Here is a 25,654-nt window from a genome sequence, read left to right as displayed (position 1 = left end):
TAACTCCTTATAAATATGATGCAGTTGCTACAATCAATATCGTAACGTTCTGCTTGCTGTTATTGCATAATTGATGGACATCATTTGCCCTGAAATAAAGTACATCTTCTGCATTTGCACGATAAAGTTGGTTCCCGAGTGACAAAGTAATTTGCCCTTCTAAACAATAAATAAAGGTATCTGAATTAGAAGGCTGAAAATGTTTATATGATGCACCAGGCTTTAACGTAAGCATGAGTGGTTCCATGTCATACTCATTTGAATTTGTGACTAACCATTTTAAAATATAGCCCTTGTCATATTCATCATAAATTGTTTGATCTTCAGCTGTATAAAGCACCTTTTCTTTAGTTTTCTCCTGAAAAAAATCACTTGGCCGCGTACCTAAAACTTCTAATATATTTAGAAATGTCTCCATACTTGGAGACGCATGTTGACTCTCAATTTGAGAAATATATCCCTTCGTTAAGTCAGTACGTTCAGCTAATTCTTCCTGCGTTAAATTTTTGAGCATCCTTAAATTTTTCAATTTCATTCCAATATCCATCTATGTAACCACCTAAAAATAGCTGTATCATGTTTAGTAATATTAAACATTTTGTTTAATGCTTAATAAAAATAACAAAATACAGCTCATGTTGCAATACTTTTTATAATTATTTAATTATGAATGGAAAAAAATAATGCATAATAAGATTCTTAGTATTATCTCAGCTTGTTTTGCTTGTTGGGTTTCTGACCGAACTTCTCCAAGTTGGGGCCACCCCAACTTGCTTTGTCCGTGGAAATGCTTGTTGCATTTCTTTTTGTTGGGGCCCCACCCCAACTCGCGTTGTTCGTTGGCTTTCGTTTTGAAAGCCTCTGTGTTGGGGCCCCTATGTTCTTGTGTTGTTTTTTTGTTGTATGTGTGTTGGTTTATTTTGTGTTGTTGCTTCTTTAATGACTTGGTAGCTGTTGTAACCGCTGTTTTGCTCGAATTCTTTAAATATTTGTTTTTCTTCTGCTTTTCCAGGTACAATTTGTTTAAAATTTCGATAGTGCGCTATAACTTGATCGGATAACACAGATGACTCATAATAGCGCTCTATTTGATTAAAAAAGGCAATCACCTTTAACATTTCATCATGTGTCCAGTCCATATCTAAAGGATATTGATATTCCATTAATTTACCTCCTTAAGTAATATAGCAAAAAAGAGAGCGGGACAGAGTTCATTTTGAATTCGTATTCCCGCCCTGGCAAGGTTGATTTAAATTGAAAAAACTTAGTATAAGCGTGTTTTCAATTCAGTCAACTGCCGCCAATATATAGCTTAGAGCCTAAAACATAATGATGTCTTAGGCTCTAAACGATTTATAAATCACTATTACATAGTGTGGATTGGTAATCCAATAGCTTTTTCAGCTGCTTCCATAGACATTTCACCTAATGTTGGGTGAGCATGTACTGTTAATGCGATATCTTCAGCGTTCATTCCTGCTTCAATAGCTAAACCTAATTCAGAAATGATATCAGAAGCACCATTACCAGCAACTTGTGCACCGATAAGTGTGTCATCTTCTTTTAATGTGATCAATTTAACGAAACCAGTAGTATCATCTAATGATAACGCACGGCCATTTGCTGCATAAGGGAATTTAGAAGCTTTGTATTCTAAACCTTCCTCTTTAGCTTGAGCTTCAGTGTAACCAACTTGAGCTAATTCTGGTTCAGTGAAGCATACAGCAGGCATACCAATATAATCAACTTCTGAAGCTTGTCCAGAGATAGCTTCAGCAGCTACTTTAGCTTCATAGCTTGCTTTATGAGCAAGTGGTAAACCAGGAACGATATCACCAATTGCATAAATATTGTCGATAGAAGTACGGCTTTGTTTGTCTACTTCTAATAATCCACGATCAGCAAATTTAAGACCTAATTCTTCTAAGCCTAATTCGTCTGTATTTGGACGACGGCCAACAGTTACTAATACGTAATCAGCTTCGATTGTTTGTTCTTCACCTTTAGCTTCATAAGTAACTTTAACGCCATTTTCAGTTTCTTCAGCATTTTTAGCCATTGCTTCAGTAATGATCTCAATACCTTTGTCTTTCATGCCTTTTTTAACAGGTTGTGTCATTTGTTTTTCAAATCCACCTAAGATGTCTTTCGCACCTTCAAGGATTGTAACTTCAGAACCGAAGTTAGCAAATGCAGTACCAAGTTCAGAACCAATATAACCGCCACCAACAACAACTAATTTACCTGGAACTTCTTGTAAGTTCAACGCACCAGTTGAGTCGATAACACGTTTACCAAATTCAAAGTTAGGAATTTCTATTGGTCTAGAACCAGTTGCGATAATAGCGTTTTTGAAGTTATAAGTTTGAGCACTTTTTTCATCCATAACACGTAAGCTATTGTTATCTACGAAGTAAGCTTCGCCTTTAACAATTTCCACTTTATTACCTTTTAATAAGCCTTCAACACCACCAGTTAATTTGTTTACAACTGATTGTTTGAATTCTTGAACTTTGTCAAATTTAAGTGATACGCTTTCAGCGATTACACCTAAGTTTTCAGAGTGTTGTGCTTCAACAAAGCGATGAGAAGCGTGTAATAATGCTTTTGAAGGAATACAACCAACGTTCAAGCATACGCCACCTAAGTTACCTTTTTCTACGATTGTAACTTTTTGTCCTAATTGTGCTGCGCGAATTGCTGCAACATAGCCACCTGGGCCTGCTCCAATAACAATAGTATCTGTTTCAATTGGGAAATCTCCAACTACCATGTTTTACCCCTCCATTAATAATAATTCTGGATTATTTAATAATCGTTTAATATGGTTCATTGCATTTTGTCCAGTTGCACCATCAATTTGTCTGTGGTCAAAGCTTAATGATAATGCTAATACAGGAGCTGCAACGATTTCGCCGTCTTTAACGATTGGTTTTTGTGCAATACGGCCAATACCTAAGATAGCTACTTCTGGGTGATTGATAACTGGAGTGAACCATTGTCCACCAGCAGAACCGATATTACTGATAGTACATGTAGCACCTTTCATTTCTTCAGAAGTTAATTTACCGTCGCGAGCTTTAACAGCTAATTCGTTAATTTCATCTGAAATTTGGAAGATAGATTTACGATCTGCATTTTTAACTACTGGCACTAATAAACCTCTGTCAGTGTCAGCTGCGATACCAATATTCCAATAATGTTTGTGAACAATTTCGCCAGCTTCTTCATTGAATGAAGTATTAAGTGCTGGATATTTTTTAAGTGCAGAAACAAGTGCTTTAACTACATATGGTAAGAATGTTAATTTAATACCTTGTTCAGCTGCAATTTCTTTGAATTTTTTACGGTGATCCCATAAGTCTTGAACATCAATTTCATCCATTAATGTTACGTGAGGTGCAGTGTGTTTAGAGTTAACCATTGCTTTAGCAATTGCTCTACGCATTGCAGGGATTTTTTCAGTTGTTTCAGGGAAGTCGCCTTCTGGAACCGATTGAGTTTGAGGTGCAGAAGTCTCTTCAGAAGTTGAAGCAGCTGCACTTTCATTAGAAGCAGATGCAGCTTGAGCACCGCCACCATTTAAGTGGTTGTCAATGTCTTCTTTTGTGATACGGCCATTTTTACCTGAACCAGCAACCGCTTTAATATTAACACCTTTTTCACGTGCATATTTACGAACTGAAGGCATTGCTTTAATTTTTCTGTTTTCGTCTACTTCTTCATCTTGTGAAGCTGATGCTGCTGGCGCTTCTTCAGTTTCAGCTTTAGCTTCTTCTTTAGCTGGCTCTTCTTTAGCTGATGAATCGTCATCATGACCTTTAAATTGCATTTCTTCAGCATCAGGTGCATCAATTTTAACGATGACGTCTCCTACTACTGCAACAGTTCCTTCGTCTACTACCACTTCTTCAATTGTACCGCTTACTGGAGAAGGGATTTCAACTACGGATTTATCGTTTTGAACTTCAGCTAACACATCATCTTCTTCAATAGTGTCTCCGGCTTTAACAAACCACTTTACAATTTCACCTTCGTGGATACCTTCACCAATGTCGGGTAATCTAAATTCAAATGCCACGTTCTTGTCCTCCTAATAATGTCATTTTCAATTATTTCATTAAATTTATAACATGAGGTTGAGACATCAGCTTAATATGCAACTAGAAAAGCTTTTTTAATGCGTTTTACCAGATGATACAAAACCCTTAGTTGTCCCGACCTCATAGTTCATTTTTACACATCTAAATCATTTATTCAAAAGTAAGTCTTGCAATTTTTTACAACAAATTATTAGAACTCTAATGTTGCTTTTGCTTGTTCAACAATATCATTTTTGTTTGGTAACCAAACATTTTCAGCTTGAGTGAATGGATAAACTGTATCAGCAGCAGCAACACGTGCAATTGGTGCTTCTAATGATAAAATTGCTCTTTCTTGTAATTCAGCAGCAACATTTGCGCCAACACCTGATTGACGTTGTGCTTCTTGAACAACAACAACGCGTCCTGTTTTTTCAACAGAAGCAACTAGCGTATCCATATCTAATGGCTGAACAGTACGTAAGTCAATCACTTCTACTGAATGACCATCTTTTTCAAGTTCTTCAGCAGCTTTAACGGATTCTTGAACCATTGCACCATAAGCGATTAAAGTGATATCTGTACCTTCTTTAACAACTTTAGCTTTGCCAATTTCAATTGTATATTCTTCTTCAGGTACCTCTTCACGGAATGAACGGTATAATTTCATATGTTCTAAATAAACAACTGGGTCATTAGATCTAATAGATGAAATTAATAAACCTTTTGCATCGTAAGGGCCTGAAGGAATAACTACTTTAATACCAGGTGATTGAGCTAAAATACCTTCTAAGTTATCAGCGTGTAACTCAGGCGTATGTACCCCACCACCAAATGGTGTACGAATAGTTACAGGAGCTGTTTTTGTACCACCTGAACGGAAACGAGTACGCGCGATTTGTCCAGCAACTTCGTCAAACACTTCAAAAACGAAGCCAAGGAATTGAATTTCCATAACTGGACGATATCCTTGAGTAGTTAAACCAAGAGCCAAACCACCAATACCTGATTCAGCTAATGGAGTATCGAATACACGGTCTTCACCGAATTCTTTTTGTAAACCTTCAGTAACACGGAATACACCGCCGTTAACACCAACGTCTTCACCGAAAATTAAAACATTTTCGTCATTTTGCAATTCAGTTTTAAGCGCATTGTTAATCGCTTGAACCATTGTCATTTGTGCCATGGCTTATTTCGACTCCTTCTCTTTGTAAATTTCATATTGTTCAGCTAAGTTTTGAGGCATTTCTTCATACATGATGTCCATTAAGTCAGTAACTTTTTGTTTTTCAACTTTGTCTGCCTCTTTGATTGCTTTTTTAATATCATCTTTAGCACGTTCAATTACTTCGTTTTCTTTATCTTCATTCCATAAACCTTTATTTTCAAGGAATTTTCTGAAACGTACTAATGGATCTTTTTTCTCCCATTCTGCATCTTCATCTGAAGTTCTGTAACGAGTTGGGTCGTCACCAGCCATTGTATGTGGTCCATAACGATATGTCATTGTTTCAATTAAAGTAGGACCTTCACCTGCAACTGCACGATCACGTGCTTCTTTAGTTGCTTGATAAACTGCTAATGGATCCATTCCATCAACTTGAATACCAGGAATACCTACAGAAATTGCTTTTTGAGCCAATGTAGTGGCAGCTGTTTGCTTACTACGTGGTGTAGAAATCGCGTAGTTATTATTTTGAATTACAAAAATTGCAGGCGCTTTATAAGCAGAAGCAAAGTTTATACCTTCATAGAAGTCACCTTGTGAAGATCCACCGTCACCTGTGTAAGTAATCGCTACTGCTTTTTTACCACGTTTTTTAATACCAAATGCGACACCAGCAGTTTGAATGTATTGCGCACCGATAATAATTTGTGGACTAAAGGCATTTACACCTTCAGGGAATTGATTTCCTTTGAAGTGACCTCTTGAGAATAAGAATGCTTCAGTTAATGGTAAACCGTGCCAAATAATTTGTGGTACATCACGGTAACCAGGTAAAATAAAGTCTTCTTTTTCTAAAGCATATTGTGAAGCTAATTGTGAAGCTTCTTGTCCTGCTGTAGGCGCATAGAAACCTAGACGTCCTTGTCTATTTAATGAAATAGAACGTTGGTCAAGAATTCGAGTCCATACCATTCTTTCCATCAATTCTACAAGTTGTTCATCTGTTAAATCAGGTACTAAGTCTTCATTTACGACATTACCATCTACATCCAAAATTTGAACCATTTCAAATTTCGATTGCGTCTCATTTAAAACTTTTACTGCATCGAATTGGGCTTGTAACTTAGGAGCCATTCAATTCACCATACCTTTCCCATATAATAGAAATTCATTTTATCCATTTGTATTGTATCATAAATAAATAGACCTGTTAATCAATTTGGAAAAGTTCTGTGTTACTAAAAAAGAATACAGATTATCCATCTGTATTAGTCCATTTAGACAATCTGTATTAGTTAAATCATTCGCTTATTTTGTCAATATCTCCTTTTTCTTTATTGACCTTATTCAACGCTTTTATGTATGCTTCAAATTTTTGCTTAAATGTTTTTTGAGCCTTGTTAATTGCTTCTCCCTTTTCTTTTTCTTGTTGTTGCATAACCGTTTTTTGTTTCAACAATTTAAAGTATGATCGTTCTTTATCTAAAATATTACGATATGCTGCGGCATAATCATCGTGCTTTTTGTATTTATCTTTGAGTGCATCATCAAGTTCCTTGAGTTCTTTTCTTTTGGAATCATCTTTAATTTGATTAATATGCTTGCTTGCTTTTTTGAATTCTTTATTTGAAGCATTCATAGCTTTGACTTCTTTATTAAATTCTTTGCTTCTTTCATTGATATTACTAATCATCTTATCAGCAACTTTAACACGTGTGTCTGGATTATTAGTTACAATTTTTTTATAATACTGTTGCTTTTGCTTTTCTAAATCATTTAATTTTTGACCAGTTGAGTTTATAACTTGTTCATTGCTAGAGGCTTGTTGTATCGTATCTTCATAAGCTCTCACTTCTTTTCTATCCGTTGTACATCCGGCCAGCAAAAGAGTGGATGCAAGCAAGACACCCAAAGCTCGATATAATTTCATTTATAGTCCCTCCCGAGATATACTCACTGTAATGATTGTAATGATATAGAAAGTATTTTTATAAATCAAATCAAATAGCGTATAATAAATGCTATTCAATATAATAGATTATAATTAATAAAGGAAGGTGTATATTCATGTTAACTATGAAAGATATAATTAAAGACGGTCATCCAACATTACGTGCCGAAGCTCAAGATGTTGATTTTCCACTGTCTGATGAAGATAAACAAACTTTAAAATCTATGCGTGAATTTTTAATTAATAGTCAAGACGATGAAATTGCTAATCGATATGGCTTACGATCAGGTGTTGGCTTAGCAGCACCTCAAATAGATATTTCAAAGAAAATGATTGCTGTCTATTTACCTGATGATGGAAATGGTCGTTCTTACGATTTAATGTTAGTCAATCCTAAAGTGGTAAGCTATAGTGTTCAGTACGCGTATTTACCTACTGGCGAAGGTTGCCTAAGCGTTGATAAAAACATACCTGGTCTCGTTCATAGACACTACCGAGTAACAGTGAAAGCTAAAGACATTGATGGTAAAGATGTTAAACTTAGATTAAAAGGATATCCTGCTATTGTCGTTCAACATGAAATTGATCATTTAAACGGTATCATGTTCTATGATCATATTGATGCCGAACACCCTTTAACGCCACTACCTGATTCAATAGAAGTATAATTTAGGAACTGCTAAGCAGTATATTTACAATATTATATAGTCATCAATATATCATGGTAACATCATCACAGCTAGTATCTTTAAAACGAGATACTAGCTGTTCATTTTTGTCATAAAGCTTAGTTTTTTTATAATAATTATCAGTATATTATAAACTGCTTTATTTATTCCGTTACTTCATGTAAAATAATGAATAACTGGAATTTTAGTAAAGTACTTACTAATTTCAATACATGAACGACGAAATATACCCTAGAAAACATAACGGGCAGTAAGATTTTAATTTCAATTAAAAGGCTTGTATGTTGTGACATTTTATTTCATTAATTAAAAAACGAGCAGGACATTGGTACTTAGTTTAGCTACCCTGTGTATGTACTAGGTTCTTATTTAAATTCATTTAAAAGTTAACGTATTAGGAGGAAATAGATAACATGGCAATATTTAAAGTATTTTATCAGCATAATAAAAACGAGGTTATCGTACGAGAAAACACTCAAACTATTTATGTTGAAGGCGAAACAGAAGAACAAGTTAGACGCTATTTAAAAGATCGTAATTATAACATCGAATTTATTACAAAATTAGAGGGCGCACATTTAGAATATGAAAAAGAACATTCTGAACATTTTAATGTGGAGAACGCTGAATAATGAAACAATTACATCAAAATGAAGTAGGTGTATATGCACTTGGCGGTCTTGGAGAGGTAGGTAAAAATACTTACGCCGTTGAGTACAAAGATGAAATTGTCATTATCGATGCTGGAATAAAATTTCCAGATGACAATTTATTGGGTATTGATTACGTTATTCCCGATTACACTTATTTAGAACAGAATCAAGACAAAATTGTCGGTCTGTTTATAACACATGGTCACGAAGACCATATAGGTGGTGTGCCCTACCTATTGAAGCAAATTAATGTGCCTATATATGGTGGCCCATTAGCTCTAGGCTTAATTAGAAATAAATTAGATGAACACAATTTATTAAGAAATGCGGAATTGATTGAAATTACAGAAGATAGTGTAATTAAATCTAAACATTTTGAAGTATCATTCTATCTAACAACACACAGTATTCCCGAAGCATATGGTGTTATTGTTGACACACCTGAAGGTAAAATTGTTCACACGGGAGACTTCAAATTTGACTTTACACCTGTAGGAGCGCCTGCAAATATCGCTAAGATGGCGCAACTTGGTAAAGAAGGCGTATTGTGTCTGTTATCAGACTCTACGAATGCGCTCGTCCCGGACTTCACATTAAGTGAACGTGAAGTTGGCCAAAATGTGGATAAGATTTTTAGAAATTGCAAAGGCCGTATTATCTTTGCAACATTCGCTTCAAATATTTATCGTGTCCAACAAGCGGTAGAAGCAGCAATTAAGTACAACCGTAAAATTGTGACATTTGGTCGTTCAATGGAAAATAATATTAAAATTGGTATGGAGTTAGGCTATATTAAAGCTCCACCTGAAACATTCGTTGAACCTAATAAAATTCATCATATTCCAAAACATGAATTATTGATTTTATGTACAGGTTCTCAAGGTGAACCAATGGCTGCATTATCAAGAATAGCTAATGGTACACACAAACAAATTAAAATCATCCCAGAAGATACAGTTGTATTTAGCTCCTCACCTATACCAGGTAATACTAAAAGTATTAATAGAACCATCAATGCATTATATAAAGCTGGTGCAGAGGTTATTCATAGTAAAATATCTAATATCCATACATCTGGACATGGTTCTCAAGGTGACCAACAATTAATGTTACGCTTAATACAACCCAAGTTCTTCTTACCTATTCATGGTGAGTACCGCATGTTAACAGCACATGGTCAAACTGGTGTGGATTGCGGTGTACCAGAAGAAAATGTCTTTATTTTTGACATTGGTGATGTACTTGCTTTAACGCATGATTCAGCACGTAAAGCTGGTCGCATTCCATCCGGTAACGTCTTGGTTGATGGTAGTGGTATTGGTGATATTGGCAATGTAGTTATTCGTGACCGTAAACTTCTTTCTGAAGAAGGTCTCGTGATTATTGTTGTTAGCATTGATTTCAAAACAAACAAATTATTATCTGGACCAGATATTATCTCACGTGGCTTCGTCTACATGCGTGAATCTGGACAATTGATATACGATGCACAACGTCGCATCAAAACTGATGTTATTTCCAAATTAAATAGTAATAAAGACATTCAATGGCATCAAATTAAATCATCTATCATTGAAACATTGCAGCCTTATTTATACGAAAAAACAGCGCGCAAACCAATGATTTTACCTGTGATTATGAAAGTCAATGAAGAATGATATTTAGACCATACTAAGGGTCTCAGACATTAAGTTCTTAAACAATGTAAAAAAGCCAATTTCTATTAAAATTATTTGATAGAAATTGGCTTTTCCCTTATGTATTAGATAATATACAGCTCGTTATCATTTTAGGGGGATAAGATGTAGTCCCACGATGGTGTTTGAATTCATCGAATTCATTATCTGGGATTGTTTCAACAATTTCATTTACATATCGAGAAATATCATTTGCAGGAATAAGAATTGAAGTTTCTATTGGTAGTGTAAGTTGCGTCACGTTATAATCTTTTTACATAAGGTACCTCGTTAATTTAGTTTAGTGATATTTATTAAATGATACGAAAGTGCCTTATTTTTTTAAAGTATGTTGATGTAAAATTACATATAAATGCGACGTATTTTGGCGAGACTCTTGAGGAAACAGGACGAGCTGAAGACTACAGGCTGAAGCTGTCCCCTAAGAAAGCGAGCCAACAATACGAAGTATTGAATAAAAAGAAGCGCTCAGATGAGTTGAATTCAACTCATCTGAGCGCTATTTTTCTGAGATTTATATCCCAGCCTCTTTTTATGTTTAAAATAGATTATTTCTTAGCGAACAATTTTCTTTTCAAAGCGATTTAAATCATTATCATGTCCAATCATGATTAAAATATCGCCAATTTCAATATTGATATTTGGGTCTGGTGATACAATAATTTCTTTACCCCGCTTTATTGCAATGATATTGATTCCATATTGAGCTCGAATATCTAAATTGACAATGGACTGTCCAGCCATCTTTTCACTCGCCTTAAGTTCAACTAGTGAATGTTCATCAGATAACTCTAAATAATCAAGCACACTGGCACTTGCTACATTATGTGCAATACGTCGTCCCATATCCCGTTCTGGATGTACTACCGTATCTGCCCCAATTTTATTTAATATTTTAGCATGATAATCATTTTGGGCTTTAGCCGTTACTTTCTTAACACCTAGTTCCTTTAATATCAACGTTGTTAAGGTACTAGATTGAATATTTTCCCCTATGGCTACGATGACATGATCAAAGTTTCGAATACCTAAACTTTTCATTACTGCTTCATCCGTAGTGTCAGCAATGACCGCATGTGTTGCAATATCACTATATTCATTAACTCTAGCTTCATCGTGGTCAATCGCCATAACATCCATATCAAGTGCATTTAGTTCTCTAACAATACTTCCCCCAAAACGTCCTAATCCAATCACAACGTACTCTTTATCCATAGTAAGTATACTCCTATCATGATAGAAATGAGGATAGGTATAATAAGAACCCAATCCTCACTCAATCTTTATTTCTGATTTTTGACAATCCCTTTATTGTCTGTTGCTAATCTCAATAATAATATTAACGATGGAATAAGTAAAAGTAAACCTAAAATAATAACAATCATAAGTGTTAATCCTGTAGCAACACTAACTGTAGTATCTGTTATTTTAACAAATGGATATACAATATAAGGTAACTTACTCAACCCGTAACCGAAAAAAGCAAAAAACAGTTGTAATATCATCATAAGCATTGCGATTCCATGGTATTTTTTTAACAAAGCTAGAGACATCGCAATGATAAAACATAGTAAACTTAAAGTAAACATCCACCAATAATTATATATCGCATTGGTAAAATGATTCGCATTTTGAATTCGTAATGATAGAAAAACAAATAATGAGACCATAATCATTGGCATACTCCAAAGCAACAGCCACTTTCTTACAGTTAAATATACGTGTGTATCTTTTAATTTTGCTGCAGAATATGTCAAAAAACCTGCTGAAATATACAACACTGTTATCACGGCTAAAAAGACTACTGACCAAGCAAACGGACTAATGGCCAGTTGTACCCAATTCAAATCAAGGTGTGCGCCATCTTCTACAATATAACCGCCTTCTGATATAGTGAGAACAGATGCTAATGCAGCCGGAATTCCTAATCCAGACAAACAATATATCAACAGCCATGGTAGACTTATGTCAGCTCTTTTATTGATAAAAATATAACTGCAACCTCTGATGATTATACAGATAAGTGCTATTGAACCAGGAATTAAAATCATTGTATTCAAATAGTGAATTGCTGATGGAAATAAAGCAATCATACCTACATAACAAAACACGCAACATATATTAATTAAGCCCCAAATGGGATTTATCATAAATTTATAAAGTACTTTTGACTTCTTCTCTTCACCAGACATGTGCATATAAAAAGCAAAGCACCCTGTTCCAAAATAAATACCCGCAGCAATGACATAAAAAAATAAACAAATCCAAAGCACCAGCATACTTATCCCAGTGTATGCCATTACTGCTCACCTCTTTCCATTAGAACAGAATTAAATACATTATATGTAAAACTACAAGGACACTTACATGCCACTATAGTGTTTAATTCATTGTTATATGGTGCTAATAATACATATCTCTTTTTAACTAAATTCATGCTTAATATCACCCTCACGTTGATTTCATAGTATAAACAATTAGATATATAGTATATAAATATATGCACTATAAAAAAATCATTTTGTCCTATTTTCACATATTGTTCATAAGTTGATTTTTGAGCGTTATTTTTATATAGTAAATCCAGTATAAAAATGAAAGGATAACTTTATGGCACACATTACACTTTATACACAAGACGATTGTCCACCTTGTTCCTTTATTAAGAATTATTTACATGAACATCAAATTCCTTTTGAAGAAAAACATATAAAGCATCAAGCTTATCGTGTGGAAATGTTAGATTATGATGCGTTTGCAACACCGTTTATATTGCTTAATGACGAACCAATGTATACTGTAGATATTGATAAAATTAATCACGCATTCAACATAACAGTATAATCAGTTAGACACTGACTATCGTTTTTATTTATAAAAAGAAGAACCTTACTGACAATAATTGCCAATAAGGTTCTTCTTTATTGTGAAATTAAATTTTATCGAGCTATATTGTGAACTAATTCTTTTACTTGTTCTTGTGTTGAACAATTAATCGCTCTATTAGCTAATTCCGTCATTTCATTTTTACTTAATCCATTAATTTGACGTCTTGCTTTTAAGATAGATGTTGCACTCATAGAGAATTCATCTAAACCTAAACCAAGTAATAATGGAATTGCTGTTTCATCGCCAGCCATCTCGCCACACATACCAGTCCATTTACCTTCTTTATGAGAAGCTTCAATCACTTGTTTCACTAGACGTAAAATAGCTGGATTATATGGTTGATAAAGGTATGATACACGTTCTGACATGCGGTCAGCAGCCATTGTGTATTGAATCAAATCATTAGTACCGATACTGAAGAAATCAACTTCTTTAGCAAAGATATCAGCTAATGCAGCTGTTGATGGGATTTCTACCATTATTCCGAGCTCGATATCATCTGACACGTCATGTCCTTCATTTTTTAGATTTTCTTTTTCTTCTAAAAGAAGCGCTTTGGCATCTCTAAACTCATTAATAGTAGCAACCATTGGGAACATAATATTTAATTTTCCATATGCTGAAGCACGTAAAAGAGCGCGCAACTGTGGTCTGAAAATATCAGGTTGATCTAAGCACAATCGAATCGCACGGTAACCTAAGAATGGGTTCATTTCTTTAGGCAAATTAAGATAAGGTAGTTCTTTATCTCCACCAATATCTAATGTACGGACTACGACGCGTTTATCTTTCATCGTTTCAAGCACTTTTTTATATGCTTCAAATTGCTCATCTTCAGTTGGCATTTGATCTCTGCCCATATATAAAAATTCTGTTCTATATAAGCCAATGCCTTCAGCACCGTTTTCAATAACGCCATACAAGTCATCTGGCGTACCGATATTCGCTGCAAGTTCAGCATGAATACCATCTAAAGAAACCGTTTCAGCATCACGTAGTTTTTGAAGTTCTTTTTTATCTTCAAAGAAACGTTCACGTTTATGTTGATATGCGATCAGTTCATCTTCAGTTGGATCAATAATAACATCACCAGTTATACCATCAACAATAATCATATCTCCTTGTTTAACTTGGTGTGTGATTGATTTTGTACCAACGACAGCAGGGATTTCAAGTGAACGACTCATAATTGCTGAATGACTTGTTCTACCGCCAATGTTTGTCACAAATCCTTGAACAAAGTCTTTATTTAATTGTGCAGTATCTGAAGGTGTTAAGTCATTCCCCACAATAACGACACTTTCATCAATAATACTTGGGTTAGGTAATTCCACGCCTAGAATATGTGCAAGTAAACGTTTAGATACGTCTCTAATATCTGCAGCACGCTCTTTCATATATTCATTATCCATTGATTCAAAAATCGTAATGAATTGTGATGTCACTTCATTTAATGCTTGAGGTGCATTCACTTTCTCATTAGAGATTTTATCTTCAATTGGTTGAATTAATTCAGGATCATCTAGGACTAATAAATGCGCATCAAAAATAGCTGCTTTGTCAGCACCTAATTGTTTTTCTGCATTATTTCTAATTTTAGTCAATTCAATTTTAGATGCTTCTACAGCATTTTTAAATTTATTGATTTCAGCATCTATATCAGTGATTTTTTCATTGGTGAATGATAAATCTGGTTCAACAAGTAAATATGCTTTTGCAATAGCAACCCCATCTGAAGCTGCAATGCCGTTGATTAAGTTAGACATAATTATTCAGTTAAACCTTCTTTAGATAAGACATCACTGATTGATTGAATTGCATCCGCTTCATCGCTACCATCTGCATAAATAGTGATTTCTGCGTCTTTACCTACACCTAAGCTCATTACACCCATGATTGATTTTAAGTTAACTTTTTTACCGTTATATTCTAATTGAATATCTGAATCAAATTTAGAAGCAGTCTGAACTAACATTGTAGCTGGACGTGCATGAATTCCTGTTTCATCAATAATTACATATGATTTTTGTTCCATAGTAAAAGTCTCCTTCTTACAGTTAGAAAATTCATTTTTCAGTCATCTAACGTATTTTTATACAATAACACTACCAAATTATATTAATAAATTCAATTCGTATATAGTGAGATATTGTTGTATATGTTGATTATACTACATAAAGTTACATTTAAATAATATCCTTGATTACTTTTTCACATTTTTCAATATGATCTTGTCCCAATTTGTTCATAAAATAATAACTAATAGATGCTGAAATTGCTTGACCTACTAATGGAAACCATCGCGTTTGTTTGGCAGCTGCTCGCTTAGCCATGTCCTTAATAACAATTTTAAGCACAGCACTTGATACTTTTTTGCCGATGAATTGACTACCTTGAATAGCAGCCGCAGCAAAAATACGTTCTCTTAAATCATCTCCAAGTGTGTTTACTTGTTTATGATCTAATCCATATAGTTTGTTTACATCTTCAATAATATCGCGCATCAATTTAATATCTACACCAAAGTCCAATCCAGGAATAGGTACAACAGAAGCCGTTGAAGACATCAAAGATTTTCTTTTAACGATTGCCTCTGCCCTTTCACGACATCTAGCTAACTCATCCTGTGTCGTTGGCATGGCATTTTTTTCTTTAATATCCTCTATTTTAAATACTTTTTGACCTACTTTAGTCGTTATTCGATTACTTAAATTTTGTCTAATCCCCATGAAATATCACCTTTCATTTTGTGTCATGACGGTATTATACCCACTTCACTAAATTTAATTCTTGATTTGAATAAAAACTGCTTTCAAATATTTAGACGGTTTATAATGCGGATGCGTTTTAAAGTCCTTCGGCAAACCCATGACTTCTTTAATTTCATAATCTACATTCGCCTGTTCTAAAGTCGATTTAATGACAGATTTAAATGCTTTTAATGAGAAGATACTTGAGTTTGTGCATAATAACAATACACCATTTGGCGCTAGAACGCTTAATGCACCATTTATGAGCTCATCATAATTTTTTTGTACGGAAAAAGTTTTCTTTTTATTACGTGCAAAACTTGGCGGATCAATCACAATCGTATCATAAAAGCGATTGTGTCTATGTGCATATTTATAAAAATCAAATGTATCCATTACATAAATGAATTGTGTCTTAGGATCTATGCCGTTAAGACCAAAATTTTCTTCCGTTAAAGCTCTAGAACGATTAGCCAAATCAACACTTGTCGTTGATTGTGCATGATTAGCTGCAATAACTGAAAAAGCTCCTGTATAGCTGAATAAATTAAGGACATTTTTTTGTTCAGCATATTGATCACGTAACTTTTTACGCACTTCTTTTTGGTCTAAAAATATTCCTGTCATTAATCCATCATTTAAATCAACATTGTAAAATGTAAAATTCTCTTCAATAACTATCGGAAATTGTGGTGCTTCTCCTTTGACGAAACCACCTGAATAATCAGCATCTTTAAATCTCATTTTTTCGTAAATAGATTTGTAAGGAATAACTGTTTCTATCGCTTGCAAAATTTCAAATTTAAATTTGTAGATACCTTTTGAATACCATTGAACAAGTAAATGACCGTTATAATTATCAATCGTTAAACCACCAATTCCATCTCCTTCTGCATTAAACAAGCGAAATGCATTTGTACCATCAATATGAAAATAGTAGTCACGTTCAGCTAAAGCATCTGTGAATAATTGTGTGAAAAATGAAGTAGTAATCTCTTCACTTGGATTATAACTTAACACCCATCCTAATCCTTTATGTTGCCGTCCTACATATGCTGTGGCAATATAACGACCTTGATCAGTTGTTAACTGAAATAAATCGCCCTCTTTTAAATGATCCTGGCGATAAATATCTTCTTCATCTACTAAAGGATAATGATTTAAATATTTCTGTTCTTTCCCTTTATTTATAATAGCTGTCTTCATAAACGTTCTCTGCCTTCCTTTATTAAAATATGTTAGGCTTTATCACTGTTTCTTTTATATTAACAAATTTATAGATATCATCATAAAAAAGAGATTGGCCTGTAAATCGTTTCTAATCAAAGAAAAATGGCAATTTCCATCCAAATCGTGGCAAAACTACCATTTTTATAATTGATACATTATATTTTAGTTTGTAAAGCGTTTATTCTTAATTATATTTAGCAATCATTTATTAAATTATACGTGAGTGTGTTATGTTTTAAAACTATTCTGGAGCAAGACAGCATTCATAATGAAATTTTAGTTCCACCCCGGCAAGATTGCGTAGGATTGAAAAAAGCCTGGTATAAGGGTATTTTCAATCTGGTCAACTACTGCCAATATAGCGTTCATAGCCTATAACATAATGATATCCTAGACTCATTGATAACAAGGTTCTTAAAAGAATAAGCCAAGTTAAAAACTAGGATCCTATCAAAAAATTTCAAGCACTACCAGCTTGTGTAGACTCAAGCTGTACCATAGAAAAATGGAGAAATATGATATTTAACATAAACTAAGCTCTAAGACAATTCTTCAATTTTGAAATCATCTTAGAGCTATGCCTTTGTATTTAAATACTGACCTTTATTATTTTAGCATTCATATTCCAGCCACTATCAGAACGACATTCGTTGGTCGATCATATATCATTTATGGCTCATCTCTAACTTGTAAACTAAATGCTACAATAACTGCTATCAACATAATGATTAATGTTGGCGTAATAAATACGGATAATAGTAATCCATGAATCATGATGTTGATAAATTCTGTAAGTAATTTAAAGAACAGAATACTAATCATAAACAGTTGCAAATAATAAAATTTACCGCGTAAATAGTGTGTCAACGTCGTTGCAATATACACAATAATAATAAATATTAGTATAAGCAATGTAACCCATTCAATGACATACTGTGTTTGAGATATTTTCCACTCACCAGAAACAAAAAGCGAATTTCTATTGTTAAATTCAATAAAGGTAAATAAGAAAATAATAATACCACAAAAGATTTCTACAAATACTGGCTTTACCCATTTTGGCTTACGCATCCAATTTGGAATATCATCTTCTTCAATATTAATGATATTTTTAACTTTGTTTTTGAATTTGTCTCTTTTCTTTCTAATTTTATCTAAATCGACACTTCTTCTAGTCTTACGTGCATATTCTGTTGTCTTATCTTGAAGTTGCTTTAAGTGAACTTTCGTTTGATTTGAAACATTGCCTTTTGATGTTCTAGATAAATCATATTCTTCACCTAACTCTTCTTTTGTTAATGGTAGCGCACGTCTTAAGAATAAAAAGTTCCAAATAGACATTTGCCCTAACAACCACATAATAATGAAGAAAGTATTTACACTTAAAATATCAATAGGTGCAATTTCATTAGCATCTACTTTGCCGTATAAAGAAATTTGTGTAATAAGGTAACTGATACCATATGACAGTATAATCCACAAATAATGATTCTTTCTATTGTTTGGATTTAATTCATCTTTATATACAATATAACCAATATGAATGACAAATGGGAAAATAAAAATAATTGCCCAGAAACCATAAACTTGCGTCATTAATAAAATCGTAATGATAAAGAAAACGATTCCGAATATTAAATAAAAAATTGAAATATCATAATCATACTTCGTTGTTCTAAATAATGTGTAGCCAATAAAGATGACTAAGACACCAAAAAGGATAATGATTATAGCACTTATAATAGGAAAAGCGCCTATAAACCTACTCATCACTCTAATAATTTCACTAAAAAATGCATTCAGGAAGTCCCATACCGAAAAAATCTTTAAATCAACTTTTTCCTTTTGATTAAGCTCTTTAATTAAAGGCAAGTTAATCAAAACAATGAGACCTGTGAAAAGTGAAACGAAACCGATGATATAACTGAAAATAATCTCGGTGTGTTTCTTAAGAAAAGACATACTGTTCACCTCAAAAGTTATTATATATGAAGAAGCCCGACTTGTCTTTAATATTTCATTAAATACGACTATAGACTTAGCAAAAGTTTAACAATAAATGGTCAGGGTATACAACAAATATAATCACTATTAAGGAGTGTTATTTATGTCAAATGAAGAATTAAATAAAAAATCCGCAGAAAAAGCTAAAGAAGCTGAAGAAAAGCTTAAAAAGGAAAAAGAAAGTACAGAAGATAGCATAGAACAAACTAAAAAAGATGTTCAAGACACATTAGACTAAACGTAATATAATTTATTTCGCAGTGCACACTGCTTCTTATATTAAATTTAAATATGTTAAGTTAAATCTATGGGAGCGGGACAGAATTCATAATAACTTCTGTCTCGCTCCCAAATTTTCATTGTTAATCATTAATGATAGATGTGAAAGTGTATGTAAGATGCTTTTTTATTTCTTAACCACTTTTATTATAATTTATTGAAATTGCCTTGACATCAAGTACCAAAAAGCATACATTTAAATTAAATTACATAAACGCACTAGGGGTGTTTAAACTGAGATGAAGCCTTGCTTCAAACCCTTCGAACCTGATCTAGCTTGTACTAGCGTAGGAAAGTGACGATAAATTGCAATGCTTATCGTTTAAGCATTTATTTTTTAACGCACATCTTTCTACGTGAAGGTTGTGCGTTTTTTAGGAGGCAATTTTTATGTCAAAAGGTTTAAAATTATCTGAAATACTAGTTACAGTGTTAATCGCTGTTATTTTTGCCATCATTTATAACTTGTGGTGGTTTCCATATGAATTTGCAAAAGTTGCTGGTTTACACCTTGAACAACTGACTTATGGTGTATGGTTTATGGCCGCAATCGTGGCATACTTAATCATACCTAAACCAGGAATTGCAATCATCGCTGAATTTGCAGCTGGTGCTGGGGAAACAATTGTTATGGGTAAATTTGATATTCCTACTATTATTTATGCCATACTGCAAGGTGTTGCATGTGAAATTATTTTTGCTATCTTTAAATATCAATCTCGTAGCGCTGTAGTAGCTATGTTAGCCGGGTTACTTACTGCACTTATTTCATTCCCAGTTGATTACTTTTATGGCTATTTAAATGAAGTTGCTGGTTGGAACTTACTTCTATTTATCGTTTTCCGCGCCATTAGTGGTATCATCCTTGCTGGTTTATTATCTTACATCGTCGTCAAAGCGCTGGATCAAACCGGTGTTACAAAATTATTCCGCCCAGCATCTAAACAAGATTATGACAACCTATAAGGGGACATTGACGTGTTAAAAGTTACAAATTTACGTTTGAAATATCCAAACGGAGAACGCAAAATTTTTGATCATCTTAATATTGAAATTAAAGACAAAGAAAAAGTGCTTTTACTAGGTCCATCTGGATCTGGTAAAAGCACCTTGCTTAATGTATTAAGTGGTATCGTACCCAATTTGATTGATTTGCCAATGAAATATGATGAGCTTGAAATCGACCCTCATAGTGGTGTGATTTTTCAAGACCCTGATACACAATTTTGTATGCCTAAAGTTTATGAAGAACTAGCGTTTGTTTTAGAAAATAAGCAAGTACCGCAACATGAGATGAATGCTCAAATTGAAGCTGCTTTGAACTCTGTAGACTTGAAAGTAACAGATCAAACATTTGTCAATCACTTAAGTGGTGGTATGAAACAAAAGCTTGCGATCGTAGAAACAATCCTTCAAGATGCAAGTACACTATTTTTAGACGAACCAACTGCGATGCTCGATGTCGAAGCAACTGCAGAACTATGGAATAAACTTATTGAACTATGGGCAGATCAAACTGTACTTATTGTCGAACATAAAGTTGAACATATTTGGAATCATGTCGATAGAGTAATACTTATGGATTATGAGGGACATATTATTGCAGATAACACTCCGGACTATGTATTAACACATTGTGAGGATTTATTAACTGAATTTGGCGTGTGGCATCCAAAAGCCTGGGAACATGCACCAACTCGACAACTGATATCAACAGAAAAATCTGAGCCACGCTTTAATTACAAAAATGGAGAAATTATCCGAGGAAAGAAAACATTAATTCAAATCCCTGAAATATCTATTGGTACAGGCGAATGGATAACGATAACTGGGAAAAACGGCACAGGTAAAACCTCATTAATAGAATCGATTCTTCAATTAATAAAGTATAAAGGCCAAATGTATTATAATGGCACAGTCATTAGTAAGATTAAACAAGCAGCCCAACATATGTATTTGGTATACCAAAATCCTGAATTACAATTTATTACCAATTCTGTTTATGATGAGATACATATTCATTATAATCACCAAGATCCACAAGTTGCAGATGATAGAACAAATGAACTACTTACATTGTTACATTTAGACGCCGTCAAACAGCAACACCCTTTCGAACTTTCCATGGGCCAAAAACGACGTTTAAGTGTAGCAACTGCATTAAGTTCTAAAGCGGATATCATTTTACTAGATGAGCCGACATTTGGATTGGATAGTCATAATACTTTCCAACTTATTGAACGCTTCCAGCAACGCGTGAAGCGTGGGCAAACAATCGTTATGGTTACACATGACCCAGAAATCATCAAACGTTATCCTACACGTCGTTTACATGTGGAAAATGGACAACTTCTTGAAATGGCAGGTGTTACACATGTTTGAACGATGGAAAAAACGCTATACCTTCATGGATGATGTGAATATTATCACTAAATTACTTTTAGGTATTACCCTGTTTTTCTTTGTTATTTTTATTCACAATTTTGATTACATGCTTTATATTTCAGCATTAATGTTCATCTTTTTAATGCTTTTTAATGGTACTGAGTTAAAAATTACACTTGCTTTCTTATTTGCTACAATCTTATTTGCACTCACGTCATCATTATTTATGATTTTATATGGCAATGGCGAACATTTTATTTTTAAACTAGGAATTATTCAAATAAGTACAGAAAGTATTGTCAGAGGACTTCATATTTCATTGCGTACTATTACAGTTTCAATGTTTGGTATTCTTATTGCACTAACCTCTCAAATCGTCATGATTTTTTACAGTTTAATGCAACATTTAAAAATAAAACCGAAAATCGCTTATGCGTTTATGGCAGCTATTCGTATGGTACCTCTGATTATCTCATCACTTATTCAATTACGCCGTTCGTTAAAGATGCGTTATCAAATGATAGATAAGTCGAACTATAAAGGTTTAAAACGCTTTAAGCATTTATTAATTCCGATACTCAGTCAAAACATCCGTCGTGCCCATCAACTTTCAGTAGCTATGGAAACGAAAGGATTTAAAGATGGTCCCAGAACATATTACTACAATGCGCCATTTTCCTATAAGGATGTCTTATTAGTGCTTTGTTTTGTAGGTATTATCCTATTATCATTTTATTTATCAGCACACTTCCCTATTACAGGCATTCAAGATGCTCGCGTATCCGGGAAGCTTAGCTAAATATTGTTTGAGCGCTGGGACACAAATCCCAAAATAATAGCACAAAGATGGTTTGACATAAATCATCTTTGTGCTTCTTTATATTCAAAACACCATATTATACGATTTCGCATTCCTAGAGTGTTGTCTCAAACTGTTTATTTTATGAGGGAGCGGAACAGCATTCATTATGAATTCTAGTCCTGCCTCGGCAAGGTTGACTAGGATTGAAACAAGCTTGGTATCAGCGTATTTTCAGTCAACTCTTGACAAAATATATAGTTCATAGCCTAAAACATAATGATGTCCCAAACTGAATTCACATTATTAATCATTAATTTTCTTTAGCAATTGCTTTATTACCGATATCACGTCGGTAAAATAGATTGTCACTTTTTATGTGCTTGACCTTTTGGTATGCTTCATGTTGTGCCTGCTGTATTGTCTGACCTTCACCAATGGCTAAAATGACACGTCCGCCTGATGTTACGAAATCCGCTTCGTCCTTTGTTAAACCACTTACAAAATAAGAATTATCTAAAGTAAATCCAGAAACTTTGTGCCCTTTAACATAAGTACCAGGATAACCTTGTGAAGCCAACATTACTCCAACAACGAAACCTGGTTTCCATTGAAAATGAATCGGTTCCTTATTTGCTAAAGCGATAATTTGCGCCATTAAATCACTTTCTAAATGTGCAAGTAATACTTGTGCTTCAGGATCACCAAAACGCGCATTAAATTCAATCACTTTTGGACCTTCAGAAGTTAGTATTGCACCAATATAGAGTAAACCAAAGTAATGATAGCCTTCCAGTTTCATTGCTTTGGCTATAGGTTGCGCAATATCTTTGTTGGTTTGACTTAGTACCTCTTCAGAAATATGTGGTACTGGGCAATAGGCACCCATACCCCCTGTATTAGGTCCTTTATCATTATCATAAGCACGCTTATGATCTTGCGCAATGCAATCAAACGGTACAGCATAATCACCATTAATAAAGGTCATTAATGAAAATTCTTCACCTTCTAAAAACGCTTCAAAGATAACTTTACCTTGCGCTTTGGGATACAGTTCTTCTACTGCTGCAATAGCATCTTTTCTAGTTTCCGCAATAATGACACCTTTACCTGCTGCTAAACCGTCTTTTTTAATGACTATCGGTAACTCACAATCTTTTACGTAAGTTAATGCTTCACTTTTACTATTTACTTCTTTATATTCTGCTGTTGGTATATGATATTTCTCCATTAATTGCTTAGCAAATAATTTTGAACCTTCAATTTGTGCAGCATCCTGATTGGGACCAAACACCTTAAATCCATGTTGTCTTAGTAAATCTGACAAGCCATCTATCAATGGTTGTTCAGGACCTATAATGATCCATTCAATTTGATGTGCTTGAGCAAATTTTAAAATTTGCTGGTGGTCACTTTCTGCAATATCTTTATGAATATCAGCAATTTGACTCATCGCATCATTTCCAGGTATCACATCTATATGATTGACAAGTGGTGACGTATTGAGCTTTGAGACTAATGCATGCTCTCTTCCGCCCGAACCAATAACTAGAATGTTCATATATTTCTCCCTTCCTATTAGTTTAATGTCTGAAATGACGAGTTCCTGTCATTACCATCGCTATACCATATTTGTTTGCCATGTCGATAGAATCTTGGTCTTTAATTGAACCACCTGGTTGTATTATTGCTTTAATGCCATGTTGCGCTGCTAATTCTACTGTATCATCCATTGGAAAGAACCCATCTGATACCATCACCACATTATCATTGATTTCAATTGCACGTTCTAAAGCAATCTTTGCAGCACCTACACGATTCATTTGTCCAGCACCAATACCAACTGTTTGTTTGGAATTACTTAAGATGACCGCGTTACTTTTTACGGAAGGAATGACTTTCCAACCTAGCAGCATGGCATCCCATTGATCATCAGTAGGTACTGCATGCGTTACAACTTTCATATCCTCTTTTGTAATTTCATCATTATCTTTGTCTTGCACTAAGTAACCACCTGAAACAGAGACAAATTCTTCTTCACGTTTATCAATTGTCATAGCAATTTCTAATAACCGTATATTTTTCTTTTTTGTCAAAATATCTAAGGCTTCATCTGTAAATCTTGGCGCAATGACTACTTCTAAAAAGATAGCATGCAATGTCTCAGCTAATTCTGCAGTGACCGTTCTATTTAAAGCAATAATCCCTCCGAAAATGGATTGATTATCTGCATCGTAAGCATTTTTAAATGCGATTTCTATATTTTCACCAATTCCTACGCCACATGGGTTCATATGTTTAACAGCAACAGCAGCTGGCTCTTTAAATTTCTTTACTAATGATAAAGCAGAATCTGCATCTTTAATATTATTGAAACTTAATGCTTTACCATGTAACTGTTTCGCACCAGCAATGGTATGTTTACTACTTGATGTACGTACAAAACGTGCAGATTGTTGAGGATTTTCACCATATCTTAATTGTTCACTGGCTCCTTTAAAGAAACTAACAATCGCATGATCATATTCATTTGTATGAGCAAACACTTTTATCATTAATGCTTTACGAAAATTTTCGTCTAAACGATGCGCTTTAATACGCTCAATAACTTCATTGTAATCTGATGGATGAACAATCGTTGTTACATGTTTAAAGTTTTTTGCTGCGGCGCGTAACATGGTTGGCCCACCAATATCTATGTTTTCAATCGCTTCCTTTTCTGTAACATCTGGACGAGCTACGGTATTTTGAAAAGGATATAAATTAACAACAACCATATCGATTAAATCAATGTGCTGAGCTGCTAATTGTTCAAGATGTTCAGGTTTATCCCGATCGGCCAAGATACCTCCATGCACAGCAGGATGTAATGTTTTAACTCGTCCATCCATAATTTCAGGAAATTGAGTTAAATCAGAAACTGAGTTAACTTGAACGTTTGCTTCTTCTAGTACACGTTTAGTTCCACCGGTTGAATATAATTCATAGTCTAAATCACTTAATGCTTTAGCAAATTCCACAATGCCACTTTTATTTGAAACACTTAAAATTGCTTTTTTCATGATTAACTTAACT

The 25,654-nt window shown here is 34.0% G+C and carries 24 protein-coding genes, 1 pseudogene and 1 riboswitch; of the genes and pseudogenes, 8 read left to right on the top strand and 17 right to left on the bottom strand.

The window, feature by feature from the left end; all coding sequences use genetic code 11:
* Positions 1–7: 7 nt before the first annotated feature.
* The 7 genes from HMPREF3267_RS07940 to HMPREF3267_RS07910 all read right to left on the bottom strand — a co-directional run bounded on the left by HMPREF3267_RS07940 (position 8) and on the right by HMPREF3267_RS07910 (position 7,183).
* A complete protein-coding gene (locus HMPREF3267_RS07940; RefSeq protein ID WP_002459420.1) occupies positions 8–547 on the bottom strand; it encodes a helix-turn-helix domain-containing protein in 540 nt (179 codons plus the stop codon).
* A gap of 328 nt (positions 548–875) precedes the next feature.
* Complete coding sequence (locus tag HMPREF3267_RS07935) at positions 876–1,163, bottom strand: UPF0223 family protein (protein ID WP_002459421.1); 288 nt, start codon at positions 1,161–1,163, stop codon at positions 876–878.
* A 203-nt stretch (positions 1,164–1,366) separates the two neighbouring features.
* Entirely contained in the window at positions 1,367–2,773 is a 1,407-nt protein-coding gene (lpdA, locus tag HMPREF3267_RS07930; protein ID WP_002459422.1) for a dihydrolipoyl dehydrogenase, read from the bottom strand.
* Between the two features lie 3 nt (positions 2,774–2,776).
* The gene (locus tag HMPREF3267_RS07925) at positions 2,777–4,081 is read right to left on the bottom strand and encodes a dihydrolipoamide acetyltransferase family protein (protein ID WP_002478366.1); all 1,305 of its coding nucleotides are present in this window, start codon (positions 4,079–4,081) and stop codon (positions 2,777–2,779) included.
* A 212-nt stretch (positions 4,082–4,293) separates the two neighbouring features.
* Entirely contained in the window at positions 4,294–5,271 is a 978-nt protein-coding gene (locus HMPREF3267_RS07920) for an alpha-ketoacid dehydrogenase subunit beta (protein ID WP_002459424.1), read from the bottom strand.
* Positions 5,272–5,274: 3 nt separating this feature from the next.
* A complete protein-coding gene (gene pdhA / locus HMPREF3267_RS07915; RefSeq protein WP_002459425.1) occupies positions 5,275–6,387 on the bottom strand; it encodes a pyruvate dehydrogenase (acetyl-transferring) E1 component subunit alpha in 1,113 nt (370 codons plus the stop codon).
* Positions 6,388–6,553: 166 nt separating this feature from the next.
* Positions 6,554–7,183, bottom strand: coding sequence for a YkyA family protein (locus tag HMPREF3267_RS07910; protein ID WP_002459426.1), 630 nt, complete (start codon positions 7,181–7,183; stop codon positions 6,554–6,556).
* A 137-nt stretch (positions 7,184–7,320) separates the two neighbouring features.
* Between HMPREF3267_RS07910 and def the strand changes: the two genes are divergently transcribed.
* The 3 genes from def to rnjA all read left to right on the top strand — a co-directional run bounded on the left by def (position 7,321) and on the right by rnjA (position 10,204).
* Positions 7,321–7,872 (top strand): peptide deformylase, encoded by a 552-nt coding sequence (gene def, locus HMPREF3267_RS07905; protein WP_002478367.1) that lies wholly within the window; start codon positions 7,321–7,323, stop codon positions 7,870–7,872.
* A 434-nt stretch (positions 7,873–8,306) separates the two neighbouring features.
* On the top strand, positions 8,307–8,525 hold the full coding sequence (locus tag HMPREF3267_RS07900; RefSeq protein ID WP_002459428.1) for a DNA-dependent RNA polymerase subunit epsilon: 219 nt from the start codon (positions 8,307–8,309) through the stop codon (positions 8,523–8,525).
* Complete coding sequence (rnjA, locus tag HMPREF3267_RS07895) at positions 8,525–10,204, top strand: ribonuclease J1 (protein ID WP_062077483.1); 1,680 nt, start codon at positions 8,525–8,527, stop codon at positions 10,202–10,204. The genes HMPREF3267_RS07900 and rnjA overlap by 1 nt, the downstream gene beginning before the upstream one ends.
* A 109-nt stretch (positions 10,205–10,313) precedes the next feature.
* Here rnjA and HMPREF3267_RS12880 read toward each other — a convergent pair.
* The 3 genes and pseudogenes from HMPREF3267_RS12880 to HMPREF3267_RS07885 all read right to left on the bottom strand — a co-directional run.
* Positions 10,314–10,484 (bottom strand): annotated as a pseudogene (locus HMPREF3267_RS12880) (IS5/IS1182 family transposase); the annotation flags it as partial.
* 314 nt (positions 10,485–10,798) lie between these two features.
* Positions 10,799–11,458 (bottom strand): potassium channel family protein, encoded by a 660-nt coding sequence (locus HMPREF3267_RS07890; RefSeq protein ID WP_002459431.1) that lies wholly within the window; start codon positions 11,456–11,458, stop codon positions 10,799–10,801.
* 68 nt (positions 11,459–11,526) lie between these two features.
* A complete protein-coding gene (locus HMPREF3267_RS07885; RefSeq protein WP_062077481.1) occupies positions 11,527–12,543 on the bottom strand; it encodes a cytochrome d ubiquinol oxidase subunit II in 1,017 nt (338 codons plus the stop codon).
* A gap of 310 nt (positions 12,544–12,853) precedes the next feature.
* Between HMPREF3267_RS07885 and HMPREF3267_RS07880 the strand changes: the two genes are divergently transcribed.
* Complete coding sequence (locus HMPREF3267_RS07880) at positions 12,854–13,087, top strand: glutaredoxin family protein (protein WP_062077479.1); 234 nt, start codon at positions 12,854–12,856, stop codon at positions 13,085–13,087.
* Between the two features lie 95 nt (positions 13,088–13,182).
* Here the strand turns inward: HMPREF3267_RS07880 and ptsP are convergent, their stop codons facing one another.
* The 5 genes from ptsP to auxA form a co-directional block, all read right to left on the bottom strand.
* Positions 13,183–14,898 carry a phosphoenolpyruvate--protein phosphotransferase gene (gene ptsP / locus HMPREF3267_RS07875; protein WP_002478372.1) on the bottom strand — a complete coding sequence of 572 codons (1,716 nt, stop codon included), beginning with the start codon at positions 14,896–14,898 and terminating at the stop codon, positions 13,183–13,185.
* A gap of 2 nt (positions 14,899–14,900) precedes the next feature.
* A complete protein-coding gene (locus HMPREF3267_RS07870) occupies positions 14,901–15,167 on the bottom strand; it encodes a phosphocarrier protein HPr (RefSeq protein WP_002459436.1) in 267 nt (88 codons plus the stop codon).
* Positions 15,168–15,318: 151 nt separating this feature from the next.
* Positions 15,319–15,861 (bottom strand): hypothetical protein, encoded by a 543-nt coding sequence (locus tag HMPREF3267_RS07865; RefSeq protein ID WP_002478373.1) that lies wholly within the window; start codon positions 15,859–15,861, stop codon positions 15,319–15,321.
* Positions 15,862–15,915: 54 nt separating this feature from the next.
* Positions 15,916–17,088 carry a class I SAM-dependent rRNA methyltransferase gene (locus HMPREF3267_RS07860; protein WP_002478374.1) on the bottom strand — a complete coding sequence of 391 codons (1,173 nt, stop codon included), beginning with the start codon at positions 17,086–17,088 and terminating at the stop codon, positions 15,916–15,918.
* A gap of 693 nt (positions 17,089–17,781) precedes the next feature.
* Complete coding sequence (gene auxA / locus HMPREF3267_RS07855; RefSeq protein WP_002459439.1) at positions 17,782–19,074, bottom strand: lipoteichoic acid stability factor AuxA; 1,293 nt, start codon at positions 19,072–19,074, stop codon at positions 17,782–17,784.
* Positions 19,075–19,219: 145 nt separating this feature from the next.
* Between auxA and graF the strand changes: the two genes are divergently transcribed.
* From graF to HMPREF3267_RS07840, 4 genes are all read left to right on the top strand, one after another.
* The gene (gene graF, locus HMPREF3267_RS12675) at positions 19,220–19,354 is read left to right on the top strand and encodes a glycopeptide resistance-associated protein GraF (RefSeq protein WP_002459440.1); all 135 of its coding nucleotides are present in this window, start codon (positions 19,220–19,222) and stop codon (positions 19,352–19,354) included.
* Positions 19,355–19,606: 252 nt separating this feature from the next.
* A riboswitch (TPP riboswitch) is annotated at positions 19,607–19,706 on the top strand.
* Between the two features lie 79 nt (positions 19,707–19,785).
* Positions 19,786–20,361 (top strand): ECF transporter S component, encoded by a 576-nt coding sequence (locus HMPREF3267_RS07850; RefSeq protein WP_002459441.1) that lies wholly within the window; start codon positions 19,786–19,788, stop codon positions 20,359–20,361.
* A 12-nt stretch (positions 20,362–20,373) separates the two neighbouring features.
* Positions 20,374–21,777: an ABC transporter ATP-binding protein gene (locus tag HMPREF3267_RS07845; RefSeq protein WP_002459442.1), complete on the top strand. Its 1,404-nt coding sequence runs from the start codon at positions 20,374–20,376 to the stop codon at positions 21,775–21,777.
* Positions 21,770–22,579: an energy-coupling factor transporter transmembrane component T family protein gene (locus HMPREF3267_RS07840; RefSeq protein WP_002459443.1), complete on the top strand. Its 810-nt coding sequence runs from the start codon at positions 21,770–21,772 to the stop codon at positions 22,577–22,579. The genes HMPREF3267_RS07845 and HMPREF3267_RS07840 overlap by 8 nt, the downstream gene beginning before the upstream one ends.
* 313 nt (positions 22,580–22,892) lie before the next feature.
* Here HMPREF3267_RS07840 and purD read toward each other — a convergent pair whose 3' ends face one another.
* Positions 22,893–24,140, bottom strand: a complete 1,248-nt coding sequence (gene purD / locus HMPREF3267_RS07835; RefSeq protein ID WP_012990886.1) for a phosphoribosylamine--glycine ligase — start codon at positions 24,138–24,140, stop codon at positions 22,893–22,895.
* 22 nt (positions 24,141–24,162) lie between these two features.
* Complete coding sequence (purH, locus tag HMPREF3267_RS07830) at positions 24,163–25,641, bottom strand: bifunctional phosphoribosylaminoimidazolecarboxamide formyltransferase/IMP cyclohydrolase (RefSeq protein WP_062077477.1); 1,479 nt, start codon at positions 25,639–25,641, stop codon at positions 24,163–24,165.
* Positions 25,642–25,654: the final 13 nt, after the last annotated feature.

Source organism: Staphylococcus sp. HMSC62D11 (genome assembly GCF_001839145.1).
In the GTDB taxonomy this organism is placed as follows: domain Bacteria; phylum Bacillota; class Bacilli; order Staphylococcales; family Staphylococcaceae; genus Staphylococcus; species Staphylococcus lugdunensis.
Note: the sequence above shows the minus strand (reverse complement) of the source record. Positions and strands in the feature narration are given on the sequence as shown.

What these genes read in the sequence shown, in the direction of transcription:
- lpdA (WP_002459422.1), bottom strand. Translation starts at nt 2,773, where the DNA reads ATGGTAGTTGGAGATTTCCCAATTGAAACAGATACTATTGTTATTGGA.
- ptsP (WP_002478372.1), bottom strand. Translation starts at nt 14,898, where the DNA reads ATGTCTAACTTAATCAACGGCATTGCAGCTTCAGATGGGGTTGCTATT.
- HMPREF3267_RS07860 (WP_002478374.1), bottom strand. Translation starts at nt 17,088, where the DNA reads ATGAAGACAGCTATTATAAATAAAGGGAAAGAACAGAAATATTTAAAT.
- HMPREF3267_RS07865 (WP_002478373.1), bottom strand. Translation starts at nt 15,861, where the DNA reads ATGGGGATTAGACAAAATTTAAGTAATCGAATAACGACTAAAGTAGGT.
- HMPREF3267_RS07935 (WP_002459421.1), bottom strand. Translation starts at nt 1,163, where the DNA reads ATGGAATATCAATATCCTTTAGATATGGACTGGACACATGATGAAATG.
- HMPREF3267_RS07940 (WP_002459420.1), bottom strand. Translation starts at nt 547, where the DNA reads ATGGATATTGGAATGAAATTGAAAAATTTAAGGATGCTCAAAAATTTA.
- HMPREF3267_RS07870 (WP_002459436.1), bottom strand. Translation starts at nt 15,167, where the DNA reads ATGGAACAAAAATCATATGTAATTATTGATGAAACAGGAATTCATGCA.
- HMPREF3267_RS07900 (WP_002459428.1), top strand. Translation starts at nt 8,307, where the DNA reads ATGGCAATATTTAAAGTATTTTATCAGCATAATAAAAACGAGGTTATC.
- pdhA (WP_002459425.1), bottom strand. Translation starts at nt 6,387, where the DNA reads ATGGCTCCTAAGTTACAAGCCCAATTCGATGCAGTAAAAGTTTTAAAT.
- rnjA (WP_062077483.1), top strand. Translation starts at nt 8,525, where the DNA reads ATGAAACAATTACATCAAAATGAAGTAGGTGTATATGCACTTGGCGGT.
- HMPREF3267_RS07920 (WP_002459424.1), bottom strand. Translation starts at nt 5,271, where the DNA reads ATGGCACAAATGACAATGGTTCAAGCGATTAACAATGCGCTTAAAACT.
- def (WP_002478367.1), top strand. Translation starts at nt 7,321, where the DNA reads ATGTTAACTATGAAAGATATAATTAAAGACGGTCATCCAACATTACGT.
- purD (WP_012990886.1), bottom strand. Translation starts at nt 24,140, where the DNA reads ATGAACATTCTAGTTATTGGTTCGGGCGGAAGAGAGCATGCATTAGTC.
- HMPREF3267_RS07840 (WP_002459443.1), top strand. Translation starts at nt 21,770, where the DNA reads ATGTTTGAACGATGGAAAAAACGCTATACCTTCATGGATGATGTGAAT.
- HMPREF3267_RS07885 (WP_062077481.1), bottom strand. Translation starts at nt 12,543, where the DNA reads ATGGCATACACTGGGATAAGTATGCTGGTGCTTTGGATTTGTTTATTT.
- HMPREF3267_RS07850 (WP_002459441.1), top strand. Translation starts at nt 19,786, where the DNA reads ATGTCAAAAGGTTTAAAATTATCTGAAATACTAGTTACAGTGTTAATC.
- purH (WP_062077477.1), bottom strand. Translation starts at nt 25,641, where the DNA reads ATGAAAAAAGCAATTTTAAGTGTTTCAAATAAAAGTGGCATTGTGGAA.
- HMPREF3267_RS07890 (WP_002459431.1), bottom strand. Translation starts at nt 11,458, where the DNA reads ATGGATAAAGAGTACGTTGTGATTGGATTAGGACGTTTTGGGGGAAGT.
- HMPREF3267_RS07880 (WP_062077479.1), top strand. Translation starts at nt 12,854, where the DNA reads ATGGCACACATTACACTTTATACACAAGACGATTGTCCACCTTGTTCC.
- HMPREF3267_RS07910 (WP_002459426.1), bottom strand. Translation starts at nt 7,183, where the DNA reads ATGAAATTATATCGAGCTTTGGGTGTCTTGCTTGCATCCACTCTTTTG.
- auxA (WP_002459439.1), bottom strand. Translation starts at nt 19,074, where the DNA reads ATGTCTTTTCTTAAGAAACACACCGAGATTATTTTCAGTTATATCATC.
- graF (WP_002459440.1), top strand. Translation starts at nt 19,220, where the DNA reads ATGTCAAATGAAGAATTAAATAAAAAATCCGCAGAAAAAGCTAAAGAA.